Annotated in this window: 24 protein-coding genes; 15 read left to right on the forward strand and 9 right to left on the reverse strand. The window is 60.7% G+C overall.

Features of this window, described 5'->3' with window-relative positions:
- The first annotated feature begins 44 nt into the window (after positions 1-44).
- The 7 genes from GR212_RS09600 to GR212_RS09630 all read left to right on the forward strand — a co-directional run bounded on the left by GR212_RS09600 (position 45) and on the right by GR212_RS09630 (position 8,048).
- Positions 45-554, forward strand: coding sequence for a DinB family protein (locus GR212_RS09600; protein WP_163986236.1), 510 nt, complete (start codon positions 45-47; stop codon positions 552-554).
- A gap of 156 nt (positions 555-710) precedes the next feature.
- Positions 711-1,208 (forward strand): hypothetical protein, encoded by a 498-nt coding sequence (locus GR212_RS09605; RefSeq protein ID WP_163986237.1) that lies wholly within the window; start codon positions 711-713, stop codon positions 1,206-1,208.
- A 49-nt stretch (positions 1,209-1,257) separates the two neighbouring features.
- On the forward strand, positions 1,258-3,147 hold the full coding sequence (locus tag GR212_RS09610; RefSeq protein WP_163986238.1) for an ABC-F family ATP-binding cassette domain-containing protein: 1,890 nt from the start codon (positions 1,258-1,260) through the stop codon (positions 3,145-3,147).
- A gap of 107 nt (positions 3,148-3,254) precedes the next feature.
- Positions 3,255-4,145, forward strand: a complete 891-nt coding sequence (locus GR212_RS09615) for a polysaccharide deacetylase family protein (protein WP_163986239.1) — start codon at positions 3,255-3,257, stop codon at positions 4,143-4,145.
- Between the two features lie 117 nt (positions 4,146-4,262).
- The gene (locus GR212_RS09620; protein WP_163986240.1) at positions 4,263-6,317 is read left to right on the forward strand and encodes a prolyl oligopeptidase family serine peptidase; all 2,055 of its coding nucleotides are present in this window, start codon (positions 4,263-4,265) and stop codon (positions 6,315-6,317) included.
- Positions 6,318-6,503: 186 nt separating this feature from the next.
- Positions 6,504-7,427, forward strand: coding sequence for a Gfo/Idh/MocA family protein (locus GR212_RS09625; RefSeq protein ID WP_163986241.1), 924 nt, complete (start codon positions 6,504-6,506; stop codon positions 7,425-7,427).
- A gap of 75 nt (positions 7,428-7,502) precedes the next feature.
- The gene (locus GR212_RS09630) at positions 7,503-8,048 is read left to right on the forward strand and encodes a GrpB family protein (protein ID WP_163986242.1); all 546 of its coding nucleotides are present in this window, start codon (positions 7,503-7,505) and stop codon (positions 8,046-8,048) included.
- Positions 8,049-8,077: 29 nt separating this feature from the next.
- Here GR212_RS09630 and GR212_RS09635 read toward each other — a convergent pair whose 3' ends face one another.
- Positions 8,078-8,527: a DNA polymerase III subunit chi gene (locus GR212_RS09635; RefSeq protein ID WP_163986243.1), complete on the reverse strand. Its 450-nt coding sequence runs from the start codon at positions 8,525-8,527 to the stop codon at positions 8,078-8,080.
- A gap of 32 nt (positions 8,528-8,559) precedes the next feature.
- Positions 8,560-10,056 (reverse strand): leucyl aminopeptidase, encoded by a 1,497-nt coding sequence (locus GR212_RS09640; RefSeq protein ID WP_163986244.1) that lies wholly within the window; start codon positions 10,054-10,056, stop codon positions 8,560-8,562.
- Positions 10,057-10,262: 206 nt separating this feature from the next.
- Between GR212_RS09640 and GR212_RS09645 the strand changes: the two genes are divergently transcribed.
- The 7 genes from GR212_RS09645 (at position 10,263) to rsmA (ending at position 18,822) form a co-directional block, all read left to right on the forward strand.
- Positions 10,263-11,045 (forward strand): phosphatase PAP2 family protein, encoded by a 783-nt coding sequence (locus GR212_RS09645; protein ID WP_163986245.1) that lies wholly within the window; start codon positions 10,263-10,265, stop codon positions 11,043-11,045.
- 102 nt (positions 11,046-11,147) lie between these two features.
- Positions 11,148-12,326 carry an LptF/LptG family permease gene (locus tag GR212_RS09650; RefSeq protein WP_163986246.1) on the forward strand — a complete coding sequence of 393 codons (1,179 nt, stop codon included), beginning with the start codon at positions 11,148-11,150 and terminating at the stop codon, positions 12,324-12,326.
- Complete coding sequence (gene lptG, locus GR212_RS09655; RefSeq protein WP_163986247.1) at positions 12,323-13,408, forward strand: LPS export ABC transporter permease LptG; 1,086 nt, start codon at positions 12,323-12,325, stop codon at positions 13,406-13,408. Before GR212_RS09650 ends, lptG begins: the two co-directional genes overlap by 4 nt.
- A complete protein-coding gene (locus GR212_RS09660) occupies positions 13,409-15,811 on the forward strand; it encodes an LPS assembly protein LptD (RefSeq protein WP_163986248.1) in 2,403 nt (800 codons plus the stop codon). It abuts the gene before it with no gap.
- A gap of 207 nt (positions 15,812-16,018) precedes the next feature.
- Entirely contained in the window at positions 16,019-16,963 is a 945-nt protein-coding gene (locus GR212_RS09665; protein ID WP_163986249.1) for a peptidylprolyl isomerase, read from the forward strand.
- A gap of 6 nt (positions 16,964-16,969) precedes the next feature.
- Positions 16,970-17,995: a 4-hydroxythreonine-4-phosphate dehydrogenase PdxA gene (gene pdxA / locus GR212_RS09670; RefSeq protein WP_163986250.1), complete on the forward strand. Its 1,026-nt coding sequence runs from the start codon at positions 16,970-16,972 to the stop codon at positions 17,993-17,995.
- Positions 17,995-18,822 (forward strand): 16S rRNA (adenine(1518)-N(6)/adenine(1519)-N(6))-dimethyltransferase RsmA, encoded by an 828-nt coding sequence (gene rsmA / locus GR212_RS09675; protein ID WP_163986251.1) that lies wholly within the window; start codon positions 17,995-17,997, stop codon positions 18,820-18,822. Before pdxA ends, rsmA begins: the two co-directional genes overlap by 1 nt.
- 46 nt (positions 18,823-18,868) lie before the next feature.
- On the opposite strand, the gene gmk is transcribed toward rsmA, so the two are convergent.
- The 7 genes from gmk to fabD all read right to left on the reverse strand — a co-directional run bounded on the left by gmk (position 18,869) and on the right by fabD (position 25,569).
- Positions 18,869-19,531 (reverse strand): guanylate kinase, encoded by a 663-nt coding sequence (gene gmk / locus GR212_RS09680; RefSeq protein WP_163986252.1) that lies wholly within the window; start codon positions 19,529-19,531, stop codon positions 18,869-18,871.
- A 3-nt stretch (positions 19,532-19,534) separates the two neighbouring features.
- Complete coding sequence (locus GR212_RS09685; RefSeq protein ID WP_163986253.1) at positions 19,535-20,422, reverse strand: YicC/YloC family endoribonuclease; 888 nt, start codon at positions 20,420-20,422, stop codon at positions 19,535-19,537.
- A 110-nt stretch (positions 20,423-20,532) separates the two neighbouring features.
- Complete coding sequence (mltG, locus tag GR212_RS09690; RefSeq protein WP_163986254.1) at positions 20,533-21,747, reverse strand: endolytic transglycosylase MltG; 1,215 nt, start codon at positions 21,745-21,747, stop codon at positions 20,533-20,535.
- Between the two features lie 213 nt (positions 21,748-21,960).
- Positions 21,961-23,223, reverse strand: coding sequence for a beta-ketoacyl-ACP synthase II (fabF, locus tag GR212_RS09695; RefSeq protein WP_163986255.1), 1,263 nt, complete (start codon positions 23,221-23,223; stop codon positions 21,961-21,963).
- 114 nt (positions 23,224-23,337) lie between these two features.
- Positions 23,338-23,574, reverse strand: a complete 237-nt coding sequence (locus tag GR212_RS09700; RefSeq protein WP_004122114.1) for an acyl carrier protein — start codon at positions 23,572-23,574, stop codon at positions 23,338-23,340.
- A 287-nt stretch (positions 23,575-23,861) separates the two neighbouring features.
- The gene (gene fabG / locus GR212_RS09705) at positions 23,862-24,599 is read right to left on the reverse strand and encodes a 3-oxoacyl-[acyl-carrier-protein] reductase (RefSeq protein WP_015339359.1); all 738 of its coding nucleotides are present in this window, start codon (positions 24,597-24,599) and stop codon (positions 23,862-23,864) included.
- Positions 24,600-24,624: 25 nt separating this feature from the next.
- Positions 24,625-25,569, reverse strand: coding sequence for an ACP S-malonyltransferase (fabD, locus tag GR212_RS09710; protein WP_163986256.1), 945 nt, complete (start codon positions 25,567-25,569; stop codon positions 24,625-24,627).
- Positions 25,570-25,763: 194 nt separating this feature from the next.
- Here fabD and GR212_RS09715 point away from each other — a divergent pair, with 194 nt between their 5' ends.
- Positions 25,764-26,807 (forward strand): aldo/keto reductase, encoded by a 1,044-nt coding sequence (locus tag GR212_RS09715; protein WP_163986257.1) that lies wholly within the window; start codon positions 25,764-25,766, stop codon positions 26,805-26,807.
- Positions 26,808-26,837 lie beyond the last annotated feature (30 nt).

The following is a 26,837-nucleotide window of genomic DNA, read 5'->3' on the forward strand; positions in this document are numbered from 1 at the left end:
GGGCAGAATTCGCGCATACCATCATGACTACGAAGGAAAACCATATGCTCAGACATTTCAGAATGCTTGCCGACTACAATCGCTGGGCCAATATTCAGGTCTACGATGCCGCCGCCCAACTCAGCGATGCGGAATTCCACGAAGATCGCGGCGCCTTCTTCGGCTCGCTCCACGGAACGCTGAACCATCTGCTGGTGACGGACCGGCTGTGGGTGCACCGCTTCAGCGGCACCGGCGAAGCTCCGTCGGCACTGGGCGTCGTCCTGCATGCGGATCTGGCAGGGCTTCGGGCAGACCGGGAAACAGAGGATCGGCGCATCATTTCTTGGATAGACACCCTCGACGCCGAGGCTCTCGCCGCCGACATCACCTATACGTCCGTCCTTCGACCGGGCGCCATCACCCATCCCCTCCACCTGGCCGTGGCCCATATGTTCAACCACCATACCCATCACCGTGGTCAGAGCCACACGATCCTAACGTCCATGGGCAAGCCGTCGCTGGTGCTGGATCTCCTGCACTTCCTGCGCAGCGAAGGGCGGCACTGGATGTAAGCAGGAGGCGAGCCGGTGTTTCCCGGCTTCGCTCAAGCGTTGAGCATGTGCCTCATTTTGCGGCGCGGCCGTGCGGATCGGCCATTTTGTTCATGTTCCCTTAACCTGGCAACCTGCAGATTGGCGAGATATATCAGATCACGGTCATGAGCAGGCATGAAGAACTCGCAGACAGGCGTTTCGGCGTATTCCATCGATGATGAGACGGAAACCGAGCTTGAGGTCATCGGCCGCTTCATGACGCGGCTGAAGGTAAAGAACCTGCCGCGCAATTATCAGCTCTTTCACGAGGCGCTCTATGGGCAGGACCGCCGTCTTGCCGAAGAGATCGAAACGCTTGGTCCCCTTCCCCCGCAAAGCGGCCTCGATGAAATCGGCCTGAAGCACCGCCTCGTCAGCCATTGCGGACTGGTTGCCCGCAAATCCGAAAGCGATGCGGCCGAAATGCTGCGCGAAGTGGCGGAACAGCTCGCCAAGGGGCTGATGAAGAAACAGCATTTCGCCCGCGATATCGAAAAGGCTTCGAAGACCGCCGATGCGCTGGACAGTCTCAACGCATCGCTCAGCAATCTCCTGCTCTACGAAACGGAGTTGACCGAGAGGCTGAGGAATTGCGCAAGCCCGCCGAAGCCGTTGCGCAGCGCGGACGCCTGAACGCTTTCGCACTCTTGCCTTCGGCGCCGAGTTCGGCCAAAACCGCGCCATGATTTCGATTTCAGACCTTTCCGCCCGCATTGCCGGCCGCCTTCTCATCGACCATGCCAGCGTGACGCTTCCGGCGGGCACGAAGGCAGGCCTTGTCGGCAAGAACGGCGCGGGCAAATCCACGCTGTTCAGGATCATTACCGGCGATTTCGCCCCAGAAAGCGGTTCAGTCTCGATCCCGCGCAATGCCCGCATCGGTCAGGTCGCACAGGAAGCGCCCGGCACGGAAGAGCCGCTGATCGATATCGTGCTCGCGGCCGACAAGGAACGCTCCGCCCTGCTCAAGGAAGCAGAGACCGCCACCGATCCGCATCGCATCGCCGATATCCAGACGCGGCTTGCCGATATCGGCGCGCATTCGGCCGAAGCGCGTGCCGCCAGCATCCTGGCCGGCCTGGGTTTCGATCATGACGCGCAGAAGCGCCCTGCATCCTCCTTTTCCGGCGGATGGCGCATGCGCGTGGCGCTTGCGGCCGTGCTGTTTTCCGAGCCGGACCTGCTTCTGCTCGACGAACCCACAAACTATCTCGACCTTGAAGGCACGCTCTGGCTGGAAGACTATATCCGCCGCTATCCGCACACGGTCATCATCATCTCGCACGACCGGGACCTGCTGAATACGGCGGTCAATTCCATCGTGCATCTGGATCAGAAAAAGCTCACCTTCTATCGCGGCTCATACGACCAGTTCGAGCGGCAGAAGGCCGAGGCCGACGAGCTGCAGACGAAAGCCAAAGCGAAGAACGATGCGGCGCGCAAGCATCTGCAGAGCTTCATCGACCGCTTCAAGGCCAAGGCATCCAAGGCCCGGCAGGCGCAGTCGCGTGTCAAGGCGCTGGAGCGGATGGGGACCGTCGCGGCCGTCATCGAAGACCATGTGATGGGGTTCAGTTTCCCGGAGCCAGAAAAGCAACCGGCATCGCCCATCATCGCGATCAGCGGCGGCGCGGTCGGCTACGAGCCGGAAAAACCGATCCTGAAGCGGCTGAACCTGCGTATCGATGCCGACGACCGCATTGCCCTGCTCGGCTCGAACGGCAACGGCAAATCGACATTTGCCAAGTTCATTTCCGGCCGGCTCGACGCGGACAGCGGCGATGTCAGGCTGGCGCCGAACCTGAAGATCGGCTTCTTCGCCCAGCACCAGCTGGACGACCTGATCCCCAACCAGACCGCCGTCGAACATGTGCGCCGCCGCATGCCCGAAACGCCCGAGGCGAAGGTGCGTGCCCGCGTCGCGCAGATGGGCCTCGCGACCGAGAAGATGGACACGCAGGTCAAGGATCTTTCCGGCGGCGAAAAGGCGCGCTTGCTGATGGGCCTTGCCGCCTTCGACGCACCGAACCTGCTGATCCTCGACGAACCGACGAACCATCTGGATATCGACAGCCGCAATGCCCTTATCCAGGCGCTGAACGACTATTCCGGCGCGGTCATCCTGATTTCGCACGACCGCCATCTGATCGAAGCCACCGTCGACCGGCTTTGGCTGGTGCGCGACGGCACGGTTTCGAGCTTCGACGGCGACCTCGAAGACTATCGCAGCCTCGTCGTCGCAAGCCCGAAGCCGCGGGATGACAAGGCAAGGACGAACGGAACCGACGATTCCGTTTCCAAGGCGGATCAGCGCAAGCTCAACGCCGATCGGCGCGCCTCGCTCGCACCGCTCAAGAAGAAGATCAACGAAATCGAATCCTTGACCGGCAAGCTTGAGAAACTGATTCAGGCGCTTGATGCGGAACTTGCGGATCCCGCCCTTTACGAGAAGGCGCCGGCAAAGGCTGCTGAAAAGGCGAAACAACGCTCCGATGCGGCTGAAAAGCTCGCCGCGGCCGAAGAGCAGTGGCTCGAACTTTCATCGGAATATGAAAGCGGCATGGCAGGCTGAAAAGCTTACCTCCACTTAACGATTTTGGACCCGATCCTAACCAATCATTAACCATAACTGCGGAAAGTACGCTCAACTTTCATAGACATAATTGTTGAGCGATTCTGATGAACTACCGTGTTTTGCTGGCTGGCCTTGCCGTGTCCCTGGCTCTGGGAGGGTGCGCCACGAAGCCGGCCAATGATGCATCGCTCAAGAGCGGCTATGCTGCCGAGGAGCCGCGTCACAAGCCGCTGAAGGCCAATGACCCCGTCGAGATGGAGCCGAAGAAATGGCTCGTCGCCGATCTCGAGACCAGAGACCAGGAAGACGCCGGCGGACCGCACAATCTTGCCGGCCGCACGCTGGAAGTGGCCTCGCTCAAGGACATCAGGCTTGCCGACAAGGAAGTCATCCTGACCTTCGACGACGGCCCTGCTCCCGGCAAGACGGACCGCATTCTCGCCACGCTCGACAGATTCGGCGTCAAGGCAGCCTTCATGATGGTCGGGGAAATGGCGCAGGCTCATCCGGCGACCGCTCGCGAGGTTCTCGCGCACGGCGATGCGATCGGCAGCCACACCTTCCGTCATCCCGATCTCGACAAGATGACCTTCGACGCCGCGATGGCTGAAATCGCGCGCGGCAAGGATGCCGTCACCAAGGCGATCGGCACGGACGTACCCTTCTTCCGCTTCCCCTATCTTGCCGACTCCAAGCGGCTGCGCACGGCAATCGCCGCCCGCGACATGGTCGTCATGGACGTCGATATCGACAGCAAGGATTACTTCACCTCGACGCCCGCCTCGGTGGTGGATCGAACCATGAAGCAGCTCCATCAGCGCGGCCACGGCATCGTTCTCATGCACGACATCCACCAGCGCACGGTCAGGATGCTGCCTGTCCTCCTCAGCCGCCTGGAGAAAGAGGGCTACAAGGTCGTGACGCTGAAATACAGGCACACACCCGCTCCGGCGACCAATCTCGTTGCCCAGGCAGACACCAAGATGGTGCGCTGAGGCGGCGCGATATCGACAGCCATGAACCATACAGCCGCGGAAGCATGGTTGCTTCCGCGGCTGTATTTTGATTTGGTTACATGCAGTCCGCACCGTCAATCAGCATATCAGGTTTCCATGCACCTCCATCTTGAACGCGACGACGACCCGATCACCCTGAAATTCGTCGCCGAGAAGGATGCCGAATCCGAGCGGCTTCTGATGACGCCCGAATTCGAGGCGGACCGCATCGCCATAAAGGACATGATCGAACGCGAGGATCGGCTGATCGCCACGACTCGGCGCGGCAACTGGCTGTTCGATTTCCGCCGCAGCGCCGAGCACCCGCTCGGCCGCTGGTATCGGCTGCCGGCCGATCTTGCTCCCCTGCCCGATGCCCCTTGGGAGCCGATCTTCGATCTCGACGCTTTCTGTGCGGCGGAGAACAAGCTCTGGCTGTGGCGCGGCGCCCTGACCTGTCCCTGGGAGCCGACGCGGGTGCTGCTCTGTCTTTCCGACGGCGGCTCCGATCCCATGCGGCTGCTCGAGTTCGACTGCGAGACGAAAAGCCTCGTCGAAGGCGGCTTCGACACCCCGGCCGTTCGCTGTCACGCGACCTGGCTCAGCCGCGACGAGATCGCCTATTTCGGCTCGATCGATCGCGAGTCTTCGACGCGCTCGGGATGGCCTCGCGTCGGCCGCCGCCTGAAGCGCGGTCAGGCGCCGGCAGACGCGCCGGTTCTGTATGCCGCCGCCGACAGCGACATATACGGCTCCTGTTCGATCTTCGATCCGGCACTTGCGGGCCTTGCGAATGAGGATACGGCCAGGCCCATCCGGATCTTCACCGCCGGTCACGAAATCGGCAGCGCCAGCCACTTCATCGAGGACCGGGACGGCTCGCTGCGCAAGATCGACCTGCCCGAGGACATCGATTTCGGATTCAATCATTCCCATCTCATCTGGCTTGCCAAGACCGACGAGCGGATACCGGCCGGCAGTCTGGCCTTGCAGCCTTTGCCGCGCGAGCCCGGCGGCGCGGAGACGGCGCGTATCCTGTTCTCGCCCGCCGAACGGCAATCGGTCTCGCAATTCCTGCTGATGCGCGAATGGTGCGTCTTCGTCGTCTCGGACAATATGCGGCCTCGTCTTTTCCTTCTCGACCTGACGAAGCCGGATGCCGAAATCCGGGAAATTGCGCTGCCGGCGGATATGCAGACAGTATCCGTGCAACCGCTTTATTCGGATCTGCATCTCGGCGACGACACGCTGCAAATCTATGGCTCGGGCTTCCTGCAGCCACCCTCCTGCTACCGGCTGGAGCTCGGCAATCGCCGGCAGCCGCTTGAGCTGAAGCATATCGCGAGCTCGCCTTCCTATTTCGACAGCGAAGGCATGACATCCTTCCTGCTGGAAGCGACCTCCGAAGACGGTACGAAAGTGCCCTATCACATCGCCCTGCCGAAGACCTGGACGAAGGGTGAGCTACCGGTGCTGACCTATGGCTATGGCGGCTTCGACGTGTCGCTCGGCCCGCATTATTCCGGCGTCATCGGCCGCTGGCTGGCGCAAGGCGGCGCCTATGTGATGGCCTATATCCGCGGTGGCGGCGAATTCGGTCCGAACTGGCATCGCGTCGCAAAGGGCCATGGCCGACACAGGGCTTTCGCGGATTTTGCCGCCGTCGCCCGCGATCTCGTCATCCGCGGCTACACAAAACCCTCCCGCATCGCCGCCAATGGCGGCAGCAACGGCGGACTGCTGACCGGGGTCATGGCGACGCGCTACCCACAGGATTTCGGCGCGATCTGGTGCCAAGTGCCGGTGCTGGACATGACGCGCTTCCATGTCTTCCCGGCCGGGAAGGCCTGGATCGACGAATATGGCGATCCCGACGATCCGGCGGATCGTGAATATCTGCTGACCTATTCGCCGCTGCACAATGTCAAGCCGGCTTCCGAGATCACCTATCCGCCGATCTATATCGAAAGCTCGAGCAACGACGACCGGGTGCACCCCTCGCACGCCCGGCGGTTCGCGGCACAGCTGGAAGCCCTTGGTCACCACCCGCTCTTCCATGAGTTCGCCTCGGGCGGGCATGGAGGCGACGGCGCATCGATGCAGCTCGCGACGCGCACGGCACTGGGCTACAGCTTCCTGCGCGAGACGATCGTGAAATCGAAGGGCACCTGATCTATCCCCGACGCTCGGAGAATATCGATGATCACACCACCTTCGTCCGCATTCGAAACGCGGCAGGGGCATGGTTGATCTTGTGCGCTGGGGATCGAGCAGCCGCATTCGCGATTTGCCGCCCTTGCCCACATGCGGCATTCTGCTAAAGATCGCATCAATAATCATACTAATCGAGAGACACCCATGTCCCCCATCAACCTCGCTATTGTCGGCGTCGGCAAGATCGTCCGCGACCAGCATCTTCCATCGATCGTGAACAACCCGGATTTCGAACTGATCGCCACGGCGAGCCGCCATGGCACCGTCGAAGGCATTCCGTCCTTCACGACAATCGAGGCCATGCTCGATGCCGTGCCGGCGATCAATGCCGTTTCGCTCTGCATGCCGCCGCAATATCGCTATGAGGCGGCCTACAAGGCGCTTATGGCCGGCAAGCATGTTTTCCTCGAAAAGCCCCCCGGGGCGACGCTGAGCGAAGTCGCCGATCTCGAAAACCTCGCCAAGGCCAAGGGCGTTTCGCTCTTTGCCAGCTGGCATTCGCGCTATGCGCCGGCCGTGGAAGCTGCGAAAGCCTTCCTCGCCGGAACGAAAGTCCACAGTGTTCATGTGATCTGGAAGGAAGACGTCCGCCACTGGCATCCGAACCAGGAATGGATCTGGCAGGCCGGCGGGCTCGGCGTCTTCGACCCCGGCATCAATGCGCTCTCGATCGTCACCCATATCCTGCCGGCGCTCTTCCTGACCGGCGCGACGCTGGAGTTTCCGGAAAACCGGGACTCGCCGATCGCCGCCGATCTGCATTTCAAGAGCGGCGCGGGCCTTCCTGTCCACGCCGAATTCGACTGGCGCCAGACGGGCAAGCAGAGCTGGGATATCGTCGCCGAGACGGATGCGGGGCAGATGGTTCTCGCCGATGGCGGCTCCAAGCTTTCGGTCGACGGCGAACTTAAGTTCTCCGCACCGGAGGCTGAATACCCCTCGCTCTACCGCCGTTTTGCCGAGATCGTCAAAGCCGGGACGTCCGATGTCGACGTGTCGCCGCTGCGCCACGTCGCCGATGCCTTCATGCTCGGCAAGCGCAAATTCGTCGAAGCATTTTACGATTGATCTGCCTTTCCCGGTGGAGACAATACGCCCCGCAGCATGCTAGCGTAGGGTATTATCTTCATCGGGGAGTTGCCGGTGGCATCGCAACATGAACAATCCTTTGGGCTCGGCGTCGGCAACAAGTCCGTCCGGCTCGCCGAGCCGAACCAGAGCTGGCACGAGGCCTATCTGCTGGAAGAGGCCGCCATTCGCGGCGCACTCGGCGACCTCGCCGTCGATGTCCAGCATTTCGGAAGTACCTCCATTCCCGAAATCAAGGCCAAGCCCATCATCGACATCGCCGTCGGCGTTCGGCGCTTCGAGGACGGCATCGCCTGCATCGAACCAATGGCATCGATCGGCTACGTCTACGCCGGCAGCAATATCGTTCCGAACGATCACATATTCGGCCACGATATCGAGGGGGATACCCGCACGCATCTGGTGCATGTGGTCGAATATGGCGGCGTTAACTGGTGCCAGTTCATCCTGTTCCGGGACCGGATGCGCAAACGTCCGGACCTTGCCCACGCCTATGAGGCGCTGAAGGTCGAGCTTGCGGCGAAATATGCCAATGACCGGGCATCCTATACCGCCGCGAAGAAGGACTTCATTCAAAAGATCCTGGCGGAAAGCGACTAGGCCCGCTTTCTTGGCGCAGAAGGAAAGCCCTAGGCTTTTTTCTCCCAGCGGCCATCCTGCGTCTGCTGCCAATAGGTAAGGTTGTGCCCCTCGCCCTTCAGGCGTTTCCATTGGGCGCGCGCGCTTTCCAGCTGCTGCTGATCGTAGCCGTCGAACATCAGCACGACGCGCTGGTAAGTTCCGACATCCGTGGCCTCGGCACCGTCGACGAAAAAGCGCACCGTGGCGTTGTTCACATTGTCGGGCGAGACCGTCAGCAGCACCGGCTGGCGGTCCGCCATTTCGCCTTCGTCCGTACCGTGCGGCAGGAAGCTGTCCTCGCGGTAGGTCCAGAGATGGGCATCGAGGAGATCCCGCCGTGCCGGCTCGCACATCTGCACGGCGACCTGCCAGCCGCGCTCGATACTCTTGTCGATCAGCGGCGGCAGGGCATCTTCGAGCTTCGATTCCGTCAGGTGATAGAAGAGAACGTCTGTCATGCGGCCTCTTCTACCTCACAAAACCCGGCCGGTCACGATTCGTAGTTGGCGCGGACCAGCTCATCGAGCAGACGCACGCCGAAGCCGGAACCCCAGGACTGATTGATCTCGTCCTGAACGGAGCCCATGGCCGTGCCGGCAATGTCCAGATGCGCCCACGGCGTATCACCGACGAAGCGTTTCAGGAACTGGGCGGCTGTGATCGAGCCCGCATAGCGGCCGCCGGTATTCTTCATGTCGGCGAACTTGCTGTCGATCATCTTGTCGTATTCCTTGCCGAGCGGCATGCGCCACAGGCGCTCGTCGGTGACGAGACCAGCCTCGGTCAGCTCGCCGGCCAGCTTGTCGTCGTTGCTGAACAGGCCGGCCTGAAGGTTGCCGAGCGCGACGAGAATGGCGCCGGTCAAGGTCGCGAGGTTGATCATGAATTGCGGCTTGAAGCGATCGTTCGTATACCAGAGCGCATCGCATAGAACGAGCCGGCCTTCGGCATCCGTGTTGATGATCTCGATCGTCTGGCCGGACATGGAAGTGACGATATCGCCCGGACGCTGCGCATTGCCGTCGGGCATGTTCTCGACCAGACCGATGACGCCGATGGCGTTGACCTTGGCGCCACGCGCGGCAAGGGTGTGCATGAGGCCGGTGACGGCTGCGGCGCCGCCCATGTCACCCTTCATTTCCTCCATGCCCGCGGCCGGCTTGATGGAGATGCCGCCGGTATCGAACACGACACCCTTGCCGATGAAGGCGACCGGCTTTTCCTTCGCCTTGCCGCCCTTCCATTGCATGACCACCAGGCGCGGCGGCCGGGCGGAGCCCTGTGCGACACCGAGCAGAGCGGCCATGCCGAAGCGGCGCATCTCGCGCTCGGTCAGAATCTCGATCTCGACGCCGAGCTTTTCCAGCTCCTTGGCCTTGGCCGCGAACTCGACGGGACCGAGAACGTTCGGCGGCTCGTTGACCAGATCGCGGGCGAGAATCACGCCTCCGGCGACGGCTTCGGAGGTCGCGTAGAGCTTCTTGGCGGCCGCAGCCTCCTGAGTGACGATCGTGACCTTCACGGCCTTGCGGGAGCCGCCCTTTTCGTCATCATCACCCTTCTTCGTCTTATAGGTATCGAAGCTGTAGGCGCGCAGAAGCATGCCCAGGGCAAAATCGGCGGCCTCCTTGGCTCCGACCTCGATTGCCGGCGCGTCCAGAAAGATGGCGACCTTTTCCACATTGCGGATCTTTGCCGCGGCGGCGCCGCCGAGCCTCAGCCAGTCGTGCGCTGCCAGGCTTTTGACCTTGCCCGCGCCGATCACGATGATCCGGTCGACGGGCGCTGCCTCGGGCGCGATGATATCCAGACTGCTCAGCACCTTGCTCTTGAAGCCGGACACGGGTGCAGCCCTGGCGAAAACATTGGCCGGATCTGCGCTCTCGGCTCCCGCCGGAAGCTCGCTGTCCGTGCCTTTCAGGAGAATGGCCAGACCACCGCTGAGGCGAGCTGACTTGGCGAAGGAAATCTCGAATTTCACAGACATTTCTGCTCCGATAAACATGCGTCTCAAGAAGATAAATTTGTGCAGGCATCATTCAAGGTTTGACTAGGGAATACAAGCGTTTGGCAAAGCATTCCCTGGAGAAGCGTGCCCAACGGCTTCAAATCCCTGTCATTTAGCGCGGCTAGGCTATGCGGCATGGTGTTTTAGCCGCCACCGGGCGGCCCAATCTTTTGCCGGAAGCCGCCTTGATTATAGATTTCAACAGCCTCAATCGCGAGGACCGCTTTCCCGAGATTTTGCGACCGCGCACGGCGGGCGATGCCTTCATCGGCCTCTTCTGTCTCTGGTGGGCGCTGCTTGGTCTCTTTTCGCTTTTTCCGCAGATCGATGTCGCCGTTGCAAACATGTTTTTTCTGCCGCGGCAATGTCTGACAAGCGTACGCCCCGACCAGATATGCGGCATCTTCCCTTATAACGACGACGCGCACATGCGGCTGCTGCGCGAGATCTTCTTCCAGCTCCCCTACATCATAGCCGTTGCTCTCATCTGGATGCTGTTCCGGTGCTGGCAACATCACGGAGCCACCTTCAACCAGCTGCGGGCACGCAATCTCCGGATTGCGCTCGGCGCGCTGCTGATCGGACCGGTGCTTATGGTCAATCTCTGGCTGAAGGCCTTCTCCGGCCGGCCGCGTCCGAGACAAACCGACCTCTTCGGCGGCACGCTGGATTTCGTGCATGCCGGATCCTTCGCCGGCAAATGTGTCAGCAACTGTTCGTTCGTCTCGGGCGAGGCAGCCGCAGCGGGCTGGCTTTTCTGTCTGATCTTCATCATCCCGCAGCCGTATCGATCGGCTGCGGCGCTGCCGATTGCCGCCGTCTCCATATTGATTCCGGCGCTCCGGGTGGCCTTTGGCGGACATTACCTCTCAGATGCCGTCCTCGGCTGGCTCTCCTCGCTTGTCATATTTGCCGCCCTGCTGGCATTATCCCAAACGACACACGACAGAAGAATATCGGGAAATTAACGATTTTTTTTCGAGTTGGTTGTCGCCAAAAAAACGTAAACAGCGTAGATGAGGGTGAATCTCTGTCGGCTTGCCCGGCAGCTGTTGCGTTTAAGGGCCGGCATGAAGTTATTCGAGACATATGTCGTACGGCGTGTCGGTATGATGTTCCTGGTAGCGCTGCTGCCGGTGCTCGCCATTATCTGGACCACCCAGGTTCTGCAGCGCATCAATCTCGTGACGGATAGCGGCCAGTCGATGGGATCGTTCGCAAAGCTAGCGACGCTCATTCTCCCGACGATCATTCCCATCGTTCTGCCCTTCGCGCTGGTCATCGGTATCACGCAGACGCTGACGGCGATGAATAGCGATTCGGAGCTGACCGTCATGGAGGCGGCTGGCGCCAAGCGCAGCATCATCATTCGCCCGATCATGATTCTTGCTATCGCGATCAGCGCCTTCTCGTTCTTCGTCGACAATGTGGTCGAGCCCAAGGCTCGCGTCGCCGCCCGTCAGATGGTGGCGGAAGCCTATGCCGACCTTCTTTCGACGGTGATCGAGGAAAAGAATTTCCGGCGCATCGAAGACGGGCTCTATGTCCAGATCTCGCAGCGCTTGTCGGGGCGCATCCTCAAGGGGTTGTTCGTCGTCGATTCCCGCGACCCCGCCTTCGATCTCATCTATTATGCGAAGGAAGGCGCCGTCGATCCGAGCGGCACGTCCCTGTTGATGAAAGACGGCGAAGTGCATCGCAAGACGGCCGATGGCAACGTCTCCGTTATCAAGTTCGATTCTTATTCCTTCGACCTTTCCGACATGACGCAGAGCCGCGGACAGGCGACCTTGCGCTCCAGCGACCGCAGTCTCGGCTTCCTGCTCAATCCGGATCCGAACGATCCGGACTACATGGCGAAACCAGGAAGTTATCGGGCTGAACTGCACCGGCGTCTCAACGAATGGGCGCTGCCGGCCATATTTGCCCTCATATCCCTCGTGATCGCCGGCGATGCGCGCTCGCATCGCGAAGCACGGCTGCATCCGATGGTGTCGGCGCTGACGATAGCCTTTGCGTTACGCTGGGCGGACTTCTATGCCGCAAACCAGATCGACAATGCGCCCCGATTCGTCGGCGTTCTCTACGGCATCAATATCGTCTCGGCCCTCATCGCCATCGTGTTGCTGATGCGCAACCGGAAGATGACGATGCCCGTCTCGATCCGCAATCGTCTCAGCAGCTGGCGACAGAGAATTGTGGATCGCATGCCGACGGCACCGGACGGCTCGAACGGGAGCGGTGCATGATCTTCGGCACGCTCGGGCGTTATTTCTTCACGCGTTACATCGTGACGACGTTCTGGTTCTTCCTGGGCGTCATCTCGATCGTCTATCTCGTCGACTTCAGCGAAACTGCGGGCCGGCTTGCCGGTCTGCCCGGTTATACGGTTTCGCTCGGCCTGATCATGACGGCCGTCAGGCTGCCACTGATCCTGCAGCAGACGGTGCCGTTCATTGCGCTTTTCGTCGGCATGACAGTGCTGATCGCCCTCAACCGGCGCCGCGAACTGGTGATTGCGCGCGCAGCCGGCATTTCCGTCTGGCAGTTCATGACGCCATTCATATTGGGCGCCTTCTGCGTGGGGTTGATGACCATGCTCGCCCTCAATCCGGTGGCGGCATGGGGACAACGCCAGGCCGAAACGATGGAAGCCGATCTTCGCGGCGACCCATCCTACCACAACAAGCTCTCTGTTCCGTGGCTTCGTCAGTCGAGCGGAAAAGACGATACCATCATCGGTGCCAAGGCCATCCTGGACAATGGAACGACGTTGATGGGCGTTGTCTTTATCCACTTCGATTCACAGGGAAATATCATCTCCCGGCAGGACGCCCAGTCGGCAAAATTGGAAGATGGTTACTGGCTTCTTAACAATGTCGTCGAGCGGCGACCGGGGGAAATACCGGATCATAAAAGTTCGGCACAGGTTCGTACTAATCTGAAACAGGACTTCGTCTCCCAGCGCCTGGCGCAGCCTGAAACCATTGCTTTTTATGATCTTTCTAATCGAATAAAGGTCGCACGCTCCTTCGGGATCTCGACCAATGCTCTCGAGACACAGCTTTACTCGTTGTTGTCACAGCCATTCCTGCTTGTGGCAATGACGTTGATTGCGGCAACCGTGTCGTTAAAATTCAGCAGATTCAATCAATCGCGCTCTGTGATTCTGGGTGGAATCCTCTCTGGCTTCGTGCTTTATGTTGTCACCGTGCTTGTAAAGGCATTCGGGAGCAGCGGAGTGGTTCCTCCCTACGTGGCGACATGGATACCCGTGATCGTCGCATTGGCATTCGGAGCAACGATCCTGCTTCATCAGGAGGACGGCTAAGTGGCGGCAGGCAACCGCAAGAGTATCAGAAAGATTGTGGCTGCCCTGGTTACGGGCACGGCTGCATGCGCATATATTATGAGCCCGGTCGCAGCTTATGCTCAGGCTAACAATAATGCCAACAATAACAACGGCGGTGCCGGCGCAGTAGCCTCTCCTATCAAGGTGAAGGTGCCGGATGGCTCAAAGCTAGTCCTTTCGTCCAACGAACTGGTCTACAACAAGGATACGCAGATCGTCACCGCAAGCGGTGCGGTCCAGATCAACTATGGCGGCTATCGTATGGTCGCCCAGAAAGTTGAATATAATCAGAAATCCGGGCGGATGACGGCGATCGGCAATGTCGAGCTGATCAGCCCGGACGGCAATCGCATGTACGGTGACAAAATGGATGTCACCGACAGCTTTTCCGACGGCTTCGTGAACGCCCTGCGCATCGAAATGCCCGACAACACCCGTCTCGCCGCTGAAAAGGGCGAACGCGTGGGCGGCACGCAGATGATTCTGACGAAGGGCGTCTACACGGCCTGCATGGCCTGTTCCGAAGCTGGCCGCGCGCCGCTATGGCAGGTCAAGGCACAGCGCGTCGTCCAGAACGGCGTGACGCATACCGTCCGCCTCGAGCATGCTCGTTTCGAGCTGTTCGGCCAACCGATCGCCTACGTCCCGTGGATCGAAGTTCCCGACAATACGGTCAAGCGCAAATCGGGCTTCCTGTTTCCGTCGGTTACCGTCTCTCAGCGGCTCGGCGTTGGCGTAAGGGTTCCTTACTACTACGTCATATCGCCCAGCATGGATGCGACGGTCACTGCCACCGGTTTCACCAACCAGGGCCTGTTGCTCGAAGGCGAATTCCGCCAGCGTTTCGAGAACGGTACGCACATTCTGCGCGTTGCCGGCATCAATCAGATGGATCCCGGCACCTTCACTGCCGGCACCAGCGATGCCGAGCACAAGGCTCGCGGCATGATTAATTCCAAGGCGGATTTCAAGATCAATCCCCGCTGGTCTTTTGGCTGGGACGTCTTGGTGCAGAGCGACAACAACTTCTCGCGCACCTATGGCCTGGAAGGGCTCAACCAGAGCACGCGTATCAACCAAGCCTACTTGATGGGCATTGGTAAGCGCAACTATTTCGATATGCGCGGGTTCTACTACAACGAGCAGAATGCCGACGACAACGGTCTGGCGGAGAAGCAGCAGGCTGTCGTCTACCCAAGCATCGACTATCACTATGTCGATCCGAAATCGGTTTACGGTGGCGAACTTTCTGCAACCATGAATTTCACGCACCTGTCGCGCGACAAGGAATCGGCCCTCGACAATACCACCAATCTCGGTGATTCCAGTCTGAACGACCGCTTCCTGGGGCTCTCGGGCAGCTACACGCGCCTTAGCACCGAGCTGCAGTGGCAACGCACCTTTACAACCGATGAGGGTTTGGTGCTGACGCCATTGGCCGCCGCGCGCGGTGACGTCTACGGTCTGGACATGGATGCGCCCAATTCTCTGGGCACTGCTTTCAGCTATCCCGGCAACTACGACACCAGCGACTATGCGGCACGCGGCATGGTCACTGCAGGTCTCGAAGCCAAGTATCCGTTCCTGATCACCACGGACAACAGCACTCACGTCTTCGAACCGATCGCGCAGATCTACGTGCGACCGGATGAGCAGCTTGCTGGCCGGTTGCCGAATGAGGATGCCCAAAGCTTCGTCTTCGACGCCACCAACCTGTTCGACCGCGACAAGTTCTCCGGCTTCGACCGCATCGAAGGCGGTACGAGGGCCAATCTGGGCTGGCGCTACACCGCCAGCTTCGATAGCGGCTACAAGTTGCAGCATATCTTCGGCCAGTCTTATCAGCTTGCCGGTCGCAACTCGTTCGCAACCGACGATCTGGCGGCAGCCGGTGCGGAATCGGGTCTTGAAACGACCCGTTCCGACTATGTCACCATGTTCGGCCTGACGACGCCGCAGGGGATATCGCTGGCGACCTCCTATCGCTTCGACGAAAAGGATTTCGCCTTCCGTCGCGGCGATACGTCGGTCGGCTTCTCGAACGATATATTCCAGACGTCGCTGATCTACACTCATATTGCCGCTCAGCCACAATATGGCTTCACCAGCAATCAGGATGAAATCCAGTCGCGCGCCCAGATCAAGTTCAAGGAATACTGGTCTGTCTTTGGCACGGTCAGCTACGATCTCAACAACAACGAGATCACGCGCCAGGGTGTCGGCCTTTCCTACGAGGACGAGTGCACGATCTTCAGTATCTCCTTCCTCGACAAGAAGGATACGACCGCCAATTCGGCGAGCGACTGGTCGATCGGCGCTCGCCTGACCTTCCGAACGCTTGGGGACGTCAACCTCGGCAGCGTTCAGGACGCGACGTTCTGACACAAATGAAATTGCAGGGAGCCGGCTTTACCGCCGGCTCTTTTGCGTTGAAATGGCCGCTAATTCTCAGCGTCATTGTTTCGCCGCAAGGATTTTGCAATTCATCGCGCTTGATGTAGACATGTGGCGCAAATTTGCCGTATTGCGCCGTTGGCGTGCCGTTATGGCGCAACGCCGGCAGAAAAGACCTTTGGGAAGGGGTAGTTGATGTTTTCTGGAAAGACACCGATGCGCGCTCTGCTGTTCGGGGCAGCAGCCCTGGTTATGGCAAGCTTCGCAGTGCCGAGCAGCGATGTTGCCTTTGCCGCAAGCGAGGTAAAGGTCATCGTCAACAGCCAGGTGATTACCTCCGGCGATATCGCCAAGCGTGTCGCCTTCCTCAAATTGCAACGCCAGAAAGGCGATCTCAACAAGCTCGCCAAGGATCAGCTTGTCGACGAGACGCTGAAGCGTGCGGAGATTTCCCGCCTGCGCATGTCCGTTTCGACGACGGATGTCGATGCCGCCTTTGGCCGTTTCGCCACCAGCAACAAAATGACGCCGACACAGCTCAGCCAGATTCTCGAAAAGGCCGGCGTCGGCGTGGACCACTTCAAGTCCTACATCGCCATTTCCATGAGCTGGCCGCGTGTCGTCAATGCGCGCTTCGGCGCAAGAAGCCGCATGTCGAACGACGACCTCGTGACGCGCATGACGGAGAACAAGACGAAGCCGGTCACGACGGAATATTTCCTGAAGCAGATCATCTTCGTCGTTCCAAGCTCAAAGCGGAACGCCATCCTCAATGCGCGCAAGGCTGAAGCCGAAGCGTCGCGTGCCAAATTCCCCGGCTGCGATCAGGCGAAGGTTTTCGCGGCGACCATGCATGACGTCTCCGTTCAGGACCTCGGCCGAGTGCTCGCACCGGAGGTTCCGGAAATGTGGAAGCCGATGCTGGAGAAGGCCACCGGCAACACGACCACGCCTATCGTGACCGACCGCGGCGTCGAGTATGTCGCCATTTGCTCGCAGCGTCAGGTGAATGACGACGTCGCTGCTGCGGCCGTGTTCCGTGCCGAAGATATCGGCAAGACCAATGCCGATGGCGTCAGCGCCAATGACAAGAAATACATGGACGAACTGCGCTCCAAGGCGCAGATCGTCTACCGCTGACCGCCGATGCCATCGCACTCTGCCCTCCCCCTTGCCCTTACGCAGGGGGACCCAGCCGGCATAGGCCCCGACATCACGCTTGCCGCCTGGCTTCGTCGCGGTGAGCTTGATTTACCCCCTTTCCTGTTTCTTGGCGACGCCCGCATACTCGCGGCGCGTGCCTTGCAATTGGGCTTGACCGTGCCCTTGCAGGCAGCCGATCCTGCCGCGGCCTGCGACGTCTTTCAGGATGCGCTGCCTGTTCTGCAGATCGATGCCGGCATAAGCGTCAACGCCGGCGAGCCGCAGGTGGCGACCGCCAAGGGGACGATTACCGCCATAGAAATGGCCGTCTCGCTCAGCATGAGTGGTCGCACATCCGCTGTCGTCACCAACCCGATCGCCAAATCGGTACTCTATGACGCCGGTTTCGGCTTTCCCGGCCATACGGAATTCCTGGCGGATCTCGCAACGCGCGCGACCGGAAAGCCGATCATGCCCGTCATGCTGCTGGCCGGTCCGAAGCTTCGTGCAATCCCGGTCACCATCCACATTCCACTGAAAGATGTGCCCCAGGCACTCACCTCCGACCTGATCGTCGAGACCTGCCGGATCACCGATCACGACCTGCGTAGCCGCTTCGGCATTGCCAAGCCGCGCCTCGCCGTCGCCGGCCTCAATCCGCACGCCGGCGAGAATGGCGCGCTCGGCAAGGAGGACGACGAGATCGTCCGTCCCGCGATCGACACATTGCGGGCGGAGGGCATCGACGCCTTCGGTCCCCTGCCCGCCGATACCATGTTCCATGACGAGGCCCGCCGGCGCTATGACGTCGCCATCTGCATGTATCACGACCAGGCGCTGATCCCGGCCAAGGCGCTCGGCTTCGACGACTCCGTCAACGTCACGCTCGGCTTACCCTTTGTGCGTACCTCCCCGGACCACGGCACGGCATTCGGTATCGCCGGCAAGGGCATTGCCAAAGAGGATAGCCTTGTCGCAGCCCTCAGGCTGGCAAACGAAATCAGCGGCAAGACTGGAAGCAACCGCTGATGGCAGCACTAGACGGCTTGCCGCCCCTTCGCGATGTGATCCAGCGCCATGGTCTCGACGCGCGCAAGGCGCTCGGCCAGAACTTTCTTCTCGACCTCAATCTGACGCAGAAGGTCGCTAGGACCGCAGGCTCGCTCGAAGGCGTGACAGTCTTCGAAGTCGGTCCCGGACCCGGTGGACTGACGCGCGCTATCCTGGCGCTCGGCGCGAAAAAGGTCATCGCGGTGGAGCGCGATTCGCGCTGCCTGCCGGCGCTGGCGGAAATCGCCGATCACTATCCCGGCCGGCTTGATGTGATCGAAGGCGATGCGTTGAAGACGGATTTTGCGACGCTTGCTGCCAATGATCCGGTCAAGATCATCGCCAACCTGCCCTACAACGTCGGGACGCAGCTCCTGGTCAACTGGCTCCTGCCGCCGCAGTGGCCGCCCTTCTGGCAATCCCTGACCTTGATGTTCCAGAAGGAAGTCGGCCAGCGGATCGTCGCGCAGGAGGATGACGATCACTACGGCCGGCTCGGCGTCCTCTGTGGCTGGCGTACGCAGGCGCACATGGCCTTCGACATATCTCCGCAGGCCTTCACGCCGCCGCCCAAGGTAACGTCGACTGTGGTGCACCTTACGCCGAAGGAAAATCCCATTCCCTGTGCCGTCGACAAATTGGAGAGGGTAACGCAGGCTGCTTTCGGGCAGCGCCGCAAGATGCTGCGGCAGAGCCTGAAGCCGCTGGGCGGCGAGGGGCTTTTGCTGAAAGCTGACATCGACCCGCAGCGCCGCGCCGAAACGCTGTCCGTGGAAGAATTTTGCCGGCTGGCGAACTGCCTCTGACCAAGACCGGAGCGCGACCGATCGGGATCAGAACATCTGATCGGGATCAGAGCTTCGGCGTTTCTTCCAGCAATCCGCGGACGAAATCGAACATGCCATGCCGGCGGTCGCGACGAAGGCGCTCCGCCTTGACGATCGACTGGACAGCATCGAAAGCAGCGTTCAGGTCATCGTTGATGATGACGTAGTCGTATTCGCGCCAATGGGCGATCTCGGCCCGCGAATTGGCGAGGCGCATGGCAATCACCTCTTCGGAATCCTCGGCGCGGCGATGCAGGCGCGATTGCAGCTCCGTCATCGTCGGCGGCAGAACGAAGATGGACACGACATCCGCCGGCATTTTCTCCTGCAGTTGCTGTGCGCCCTGCCAGTCGATGTCGAAGAGCATGTCCCGGCCTTCCGCCATCGCCGTCTCCACCGGCTCGCGCGGCGTGCCGTAGAAATTGCCGTGGACCTCGGCCCATTCGAGCAGCGAGTCGGAATCGCGAAGACGCTCGAATTCGCGCTGAGAAACGAAATGATAGTGCACGTCGGCGATTTCGCTCGGCCGGCGCTGCCGGGTCGTAACGCTGACCGACAGGCTGACCTGCTTGTCGGTATCCAGCAAGGTGCGCGCGATCGTCGACTTGCCCGCGCCGGACGGCGAGGAAATGGCCAGCATCAGCCCCCGGCGGGCGATCGGAATGGATGTGGATGTCGCCGGCTTCATGGCCTACTCCAAATTCTGGACCTGTTCGCGGAACTGGTCGATGACTACCTTCAGCTCGATGCCGGCGGCGGTTACGGCCGCTGCATTCGACTTCGAACAGATAGTATTCGATTCCCGGTTAAATTCCTGTGCAAGAAAATCGAGCTTGCGGCCGACAGGACCGCCCTTGGAAATAAGATCGCGCGCCGCTGCCACATGCGCCTTCAGACGGTCGATTTCCTCACGCAGATCGGCCTTGGTGGCAAGAAGAGCGGCTTCGGCATGCAGCCTGTCGCGATCGAGGCCCGACGAGCCCTCCAGAAGCATGGCAACCTGTGTCGCCAGCCTCGCGGCGATTTCCTGCTGGGAGCGCGAAGGGTCGCGTTCGACGGCGGTCGTCAGCGTCTCGATCGTCGCGACCTGCCCTAGCAGAACTCTGCCGAGCGCCTCGCCTTCCTGACGACGCATGTCGCGGAGATCGCCAAGCGCCGCCTCGAGACCCGCCACGATATCGGCATCGCGCGCCGCGAGGGCCTCTTCGTCCTCCTCGACCTCCTTGAACTCCACCAGCCCGCGCACGGCCATCAGGCTTTCCAGCCTCAACGGCGCGGGATCGACGATGCCGGCCAGCTGGTCGCGCAGCGCCAAAACGGCAGCCAGCGCATCCTGGTTCACGACGACTTCGACGCGGCTTTCCTCGACGGAAAGCGACAGGCTGACCTGCAGGTTGCCGCGGGCGAGCTGGTCCGAAATCGCCTTGCGGGTATCCGCCTCCAGGCGCTCCAGGCCCTGCGGCAGGCGCAGGCGGATATCCAGCCCCTTGCCGTTCACCGAACGCAGTTCCCACGCCCAGCGGCCACGACCACTCGTTCCCTCACGCCGGGCAAAGCCGGTCATGGACTGCAATGCCATGCAAGCCTCCGATAAATCCTATCCCCAATCCGCCGAAAATCTCCGGATTATGGATCAATGTAAAGTGAATCCGCGTCGCGCTTCTTGTCCAAGCTACGACGCGGCAAAGATCAGTTGGTCTTCTTCTTCTGCTGGGCGCCCGAGCCCGGAGCTGTGGCAGCGTCGTCCGGCTGGCCATCGACGGCTATCGCGCTGGGATCTTCGCCCTTTTCGGCGACCAGCTTGCGCCAGCGCCTGACATTGGCGTTGTGCTCGTCCAGCGTCGCAGCAAAGACATGGCCGCCGGTACCGTCAGCAACGAAATAGAGATCCTGCGTCTTCCAGGGATTGGCGACGGATTCCAGGGCATCCTTGCCCGGATTTGCAATCGGCGTCGGCGGCAAGCCCTTGATGATGTAGGTGTTGTAAGGCGTTTCCTTCTTCAGGTCTGACTGATAGATGGGGCGATCGGACGGCTTTCCTTCTCCGCCGAAAAGCCCGTAGATGACAGTCGGATCCGACTGCAGGCGCATGCCCTTGCCGAGACGGTTCAGGAAGACGGAGGCGACATGGGCACGCTCGTCGGCCAAGCCGGTTTCCTTTTCCACGATGGAGGCCAACGTCACAAAATCCTGCTTGTTCGCCAGCTGCACGCTCGAGTCGCGCTTTTCCCAGACCTGATCGACCAGCTTCGTCTGCGCTGCCGCCATCTGCTCGATGATTTCCGTGCGCTTGGTGCCGCGCGTGAACTTATAGGTGTCCGGTCTCAGGCTACCTTCGGCCGACAAAGCGGACGGCAGATCGCCCTCCAGCACGGGATCGGCCTGCAGCTTGTTGAACATCTGCCGCACGGTCAGTCCTTCCGGCAGGGTGACCGAATAGAGGATCGACTTGCCGGATTTCAGCAGCTCCATGATATCTTTCATGGAAGCGCCGGCCTTGATCTCATATTCGCCGGCGCGAAGGGTATCGCCGTCATGCAGATAGGTGGCGGTGAGCCAGCGGAAGATACGCTGATCGGTGATGATGTTGTTGGACTCGAGGCGATTGGCGATCTCGCCGAGGCCGGCGCCATTGCGGACGATGAAGTTCGTATTCGTCGTCAGCGGACCGGGGCCCTGATAGATCGAGAATGCATAATAGACACCGCCGATCGCGGCAACGGCGACAAAAACTGCCAGCGTCATCAGGAAGTTCAGGAAGATGACCATCTGGCTGCGGGCTTTGCGGGAGCGCTTCGGCGGATCCGGAACACGCTCCGGACGCAGGGCTTCACTGGCCGATTTCGGGATGATCGGCCCTTTCTGCCCGTTCGGAGTTCCGTTGCTCTGGTTCGTATCGCTCACCGGCAATCCCTTCCCTTTTGTGATTGCCTGCTCTTTGGCCAAGCAATGCGGCAAAAAACAGGTTCAGAAGATAAGGCGGAACTCAGGCTCCGACTTCGACCGATCAGGCATTGCCGCGCCGCATTCCCCGAGAGGGATGGAGGCGCAGCAGCAATCAAGGACGCAGGCAGGATTGCCGAAAAGCACTCCCGCCCCAAAAGTTACGGGCTGTTATTAAGCCTCATAGCGGCGCAGGACAAGCGACGCATTGGTGCCACCGAAACCGAAGGAGTTCGACAGCGCGACATTGATTTCGCGCTTGCGGGCCTTGTGAGGAACGAGATCGATGGCGGTCTCGCGTTCCGGATTGTCGAGATTGAGCGTCGGCGGGGCAATATTGTCGCGAATGGCGAGCGTGGCGAAGATCGCCTCGATCGCACCGGCCGCGCCCAGAAGATGGCCGGTTGCCGACTTGGTGGACGACATGGAAATCTTCGACGCAGCATCACCGACCAGCCGCTCGACGGCGCCGAGCTCGATGGTATCGGCCATGGTCGACGTGCCATGGGCGTTGATGTAGTCGATGTCGGCCGGGGTCAGGCCGGCGCGCTTCAGTGCGGAGGTCATGCAGCGGAATGCGCCCTCGCCATCCTCGGACGGCGCGGTGATGTGATAGGCGTCGCCGGAAAGGCCGTATCCCACAACTTCCGCATAGATCTTGGCGCCGCGGGCCTTGGCGTGCTCCAGCTCTTCGAGAACGACGACACCGGCGCCCTCGCCCATGACGAAGCCGTCACGATCGCGGTCATAGGGGCGGGAAGCCTTTTGCGGATCCTCATTATGCTGCGTCGACAGCGCCTTGCAGGCGGCAAAGCCGGCAAGCGCTATGCGGCAGACGGGAGCTTCGGCGCCGCCGGCCACCATGACATCGGCATCGCCGAGCATGATGAGGCGCGCCGCGTCGCCGATCGCATGCGCGCCGGTGGAGCATGCGGTCACGACGGCATGGTTCGGACCGCGCAGCTTGTGACGGATCGAAACCTGGCCGGAAACGAGATTGATGAGGCGGCCGGGGATGAAGAAGGGAGAGATGCGGCGCGGACCCTTGTCGCGCAGCGTGTAGCCGGCTTCGACGATGCCTTCGAGGCCGCCGATGCCAGAGCCGATCATGACGCCCGTGGCGATCTGATCCTCATCCGTTGCCGGGTGCCAGTTGGCGTCGGCCAGCGCCATGTCGGCGGCGGCCATGCCATAGATGATGAAGGCGTCGACCTTGCGCTGTTCCTTCGGCTCCATCCAGTCGTCGGCTCTGAACGTGCCGTCCGAGCCGTCGCCGACCGGGATGCGGCAGGCAATCTTGGCAGCGAGGTCTTCGACTTCGAATTCGGTGACGAGGCGTGCGCCGTTCTGTCCCGCGAGCAGGCGTGTCCAAGACACCTCCGTGCCACAGCCCAAAGGTGATACCATGCCGGTACCCGTGATAACGACACGTCTCATCGCCCGCAGACCCCCGTCTTTTTATGATGATATGCGTATAAACATGCTTCGCACGGCTTTGCCGGACGAAATAGGGCGGACTCTTCAGCCCGCCCTGTCAAAAAGCACAAAAGATTAGGCCTGGGCCTTCTCAATGAACTTTACCGCATCGCCGACCGTCAGGATCGAGTCAGCAGCGTCGTCCGGGATTTCCACGCCGAATTCTTCTTCGAAGGCCATGACCAGTTCGACGGTGTCGAGCGAGTCCGCACCCAGATCGTCGATGAAGCTTGCGCTTTCAACAACCTTGTCGGCGTCAACGCCAAGATGATCAACAACAATTTTCTTTACGCGTTCTGCGATATCGCTCATGTCGGTTTCCTCGACCTTATGTCCTGATCAGAATGCCTTGTGACATCCCTACCCTAATTCAAACCTGCAGCATCTGTCCTGACGCCGCTGGCAAACTCGTTCAACCCGGCATTAAGATCCGGTCCAGCGCCTTGAATGCGGCCCAGTCCGTCTGCATTTTCCGGACGACTGTTCACAGTCATGGCCCGCTTAACACGGTTTAAGTCCGTCGCAAAGCCAGAAAATAGCCGGCTCCGGGTTGCTCAACATGCTATTGGAGGGAAAGTTCCTTCCAATAAGCAATTCCTTCAGATCATCGCCATGCCGCCGTTGACATGGATCGTCTGGCCCGTGACGTAGCTGGCTTCGGAGGAAGCGAGATAGGCGACGGCGGAAGCAACTTCCGCGCCCGTGCCCATGCGCTTCATGGGGATGGCGCCCATGATGGCTTCCTTCTGCTTGTCGTTCAGCTTGCCCGTCATCGCGCTTTCGATGAAGCCGGGGGCAACGCAGTTGACCGTGACGTTGCGGGTCGCGATTTCCTGGGCCAGCGACTTGGTGAAGCCGATCATGCCGGCCTTGGAGGCGCAGTAGTTCGCCTGTCCCGGATTGCCGGTGACGCCGACGACGGAGGTGATGTTGATGATGCGGCCATAGCGGCGGCGCATCATCGGATGGGTCAGCTCGCGCGTCAAGCGGAAGACCGCCGTGAGGTTGACTTCGAGCACCGCGTCCCAGTCTTCGTCGCTCATGCGAACGAACAGGCCGTCCTTGGTGATGCCGGCGTTGTTGACGAGAATATCGACGCCGCCGAGTTCCTCTTCCGCCTTGGCGCCGAGCGCCTTCACCTCGTCGCGATCCGACAGGTTTGCCGGGAAGATCTTGACGCGATCGCCGAGTTCGGATGCCAGCGTCTCCAGCTTTTCGACGCGCGTGCCGTGCAGGCCGACGATGGCGCCCTGCTTGTGCAGGAGCCGGGCAATCTCTTCGCCGATGCCACCGGATGCGCCGGTTACCAGGGCCTTGCGGCCGGTCAAATCAAGCATGTGTATCCCCTCGTTCCTAAATCTGTCAGCCGAGCAATGCAGCGAGCGCCGTGTCGATGTCTGCGGCATTGTTGACGGAAATGCCGTTGACCGACTTGTCGATGCGACGAGCCAAGCCCGTCAGCACCTTGCCGGCGCCAATTTCATACAATGTTGTCACATTGTTGGCGGCAAACCATTCCACCGTCTCGCGCCAGCGCACCTGACCGGTCACCTGCTCGACCAGTAGCCTGGCGATCTCGTCGGCATCCGTCACCGGAGCCGCCTTGACGTTGGCGATGACCGGCACGACGGGATTGTTCTTGACGACGCCGGCGAGCGCTTCGCGCATGGCTTCCGCAGCCGGCGCCATCAGCGCCGAATGGAAGGGCGCGGAGACCGGCAAAAGGATGGCGCGCTTGGCGCCCTTGGCGGTCGCAAGCTCGGCAGCCTTCTCGACCGGAGCTTTCTCGCCCGAAATCACGATCTGGCCGCCGCCATTGTCGTTGGCGATCTGGCAGGCGCCGAGCGTGGAGGCTTCGGCACAGACCGCGGCGACGTCGGCATGTTCAAGGCCGATGATCGCGGCCATGGCACCGACGCCGACAGGCACGGCCGCCTGCATGGCGTTGCCGCGGATGCGCAGCAGGCGCGCCGTATCGGCAAGCGAGAAGGTGCCGGCGGCGCAGAGTGCCGAATATTCGCCGAGCGAGTGGCCGGCGACGTAGGCGACCTTGCTCTTCAGATCGAAGCCGCGCGCCTGCAGCACGCGGATGACGGCAAGCGATACGGCCATCAGCGCCGGCTGCGCATTCGCCGTCAGCGTCAGCTTGTCTTCCGGGCCGTTGAAGATGACGTCGGAGAGCTTTTCACCGAGCGCTTCATCGACTTCCTCGAAGACGGCACGCGCCTCGGCGAAATTGTCGGCAAGGTCCTTGCCCATGCCGACGGCTTGGCTGCCCTGGCCGGGAAATGTGAAAGCAACTGTCATTATAAAGCGTCCTTTTGGGGGTCGTTTTGCTTCCCAATGACATTGTTTGCGCCGGAGTCAATAGCACAGGGCCTGTCGCCACCGGCTTTTGCGCCTGCGAAGCGCAATGATTTTTTTCTTGCGCTTGCTCAGTTCAAGCTTAAATTCTCGCGACCTTCTTCATTTTAACCTTCTCCCATCCCCAAGGTTTCCCCATGAAATATAAGAATTTAGGCCGTACCGACATTTCCGTTTCGCAGATCTGCCTTGGCACGATGACCTGGGGCACGCAGAACAGCGAAGCCGAAGCCCATGAACAGATGGACTATGCCGTCCACAAGGGCATCAATTTCTTCGATACCGCCGAAATGTATCCGACGACACCTGTAGGACCGGAGACGCAAGGACGCACGGAAGAGTATATCGGCAGCTGGTTCGAGAAGACCGGCAGGCGCAAGGACGTGGTGCTCGCCACCAAGGTCGCCGGTCCGGGCCGCGAGTATCTGCGCGGCGGACAGGGCGCCGACGCCGTCAACATCCGGGCAGCGATCGACGCCAGCCTCAAGCGGCTGAAGACCGACTATATCGACCTCTACCAGGTTCACTGGCCGAACCGCGGCCACTTCCATTTCCGCCAGAACTGGAACTACGATCCTTTCAAACAGGATCGCGAAAAGGTCGTCGCCAACATCACCGACATCCTCGAGACGATGGGCGAGCTGGTGAAGGCCGGCAAGATCCGCGCCATCGGCCTGTCGAACGAGACGACCTGGGGCATCCAGAAATATCTGACGATTGCCGAACAGAAGGGCTTGCCGCGCGTCGCCACCACCCAGAACGAATACAACCTGCTCTACCGGCATTTCGACCTCGACCTGGCCGAACTGTCTCATCACGAAGACGTCGGCCTGCTCGCCTATTCGCCGCTCGCCGGCGGCATCCTCACCGGCAAATATGTCGGCGGCGCACGGCCGGCCGGCTCACGCGGCTCGATCAACCTCGACATCGGCGGCCGCCTGCAGCCGCTGCAGGAGCCGCCGGTCAAGGCCTATCTGGAAATCGCAGCCAAATATGGCATCGATCCTTCCAAGCTGGCGCTGGCCTACTGCCTCACAAAACCGTTCATGGCCTCCGTCATCATCGGCGCGACAACGATGGCTCAGCTTGAGACGGATATCGCCGGCGCTTACGTGACGCTGCCGGCGGAGGCACTGGCGGAAATCGAGCAGGTGCACCGGAAGTATCCGCTGCCGATGTGAGGCGGTGCTAGCTGGCTTCAAATGGAATAA

Source organism: Martinezella lusitana (assembly GCF_010668395.1).
Taxonomy (GTDB): domain Bacteria; phylum Pseudomonadota; class Alphaproteobacteria; order Rhizobiales; family Rhizobiaceae; genus Rhizobium; species Rhizobium lusitanum_A.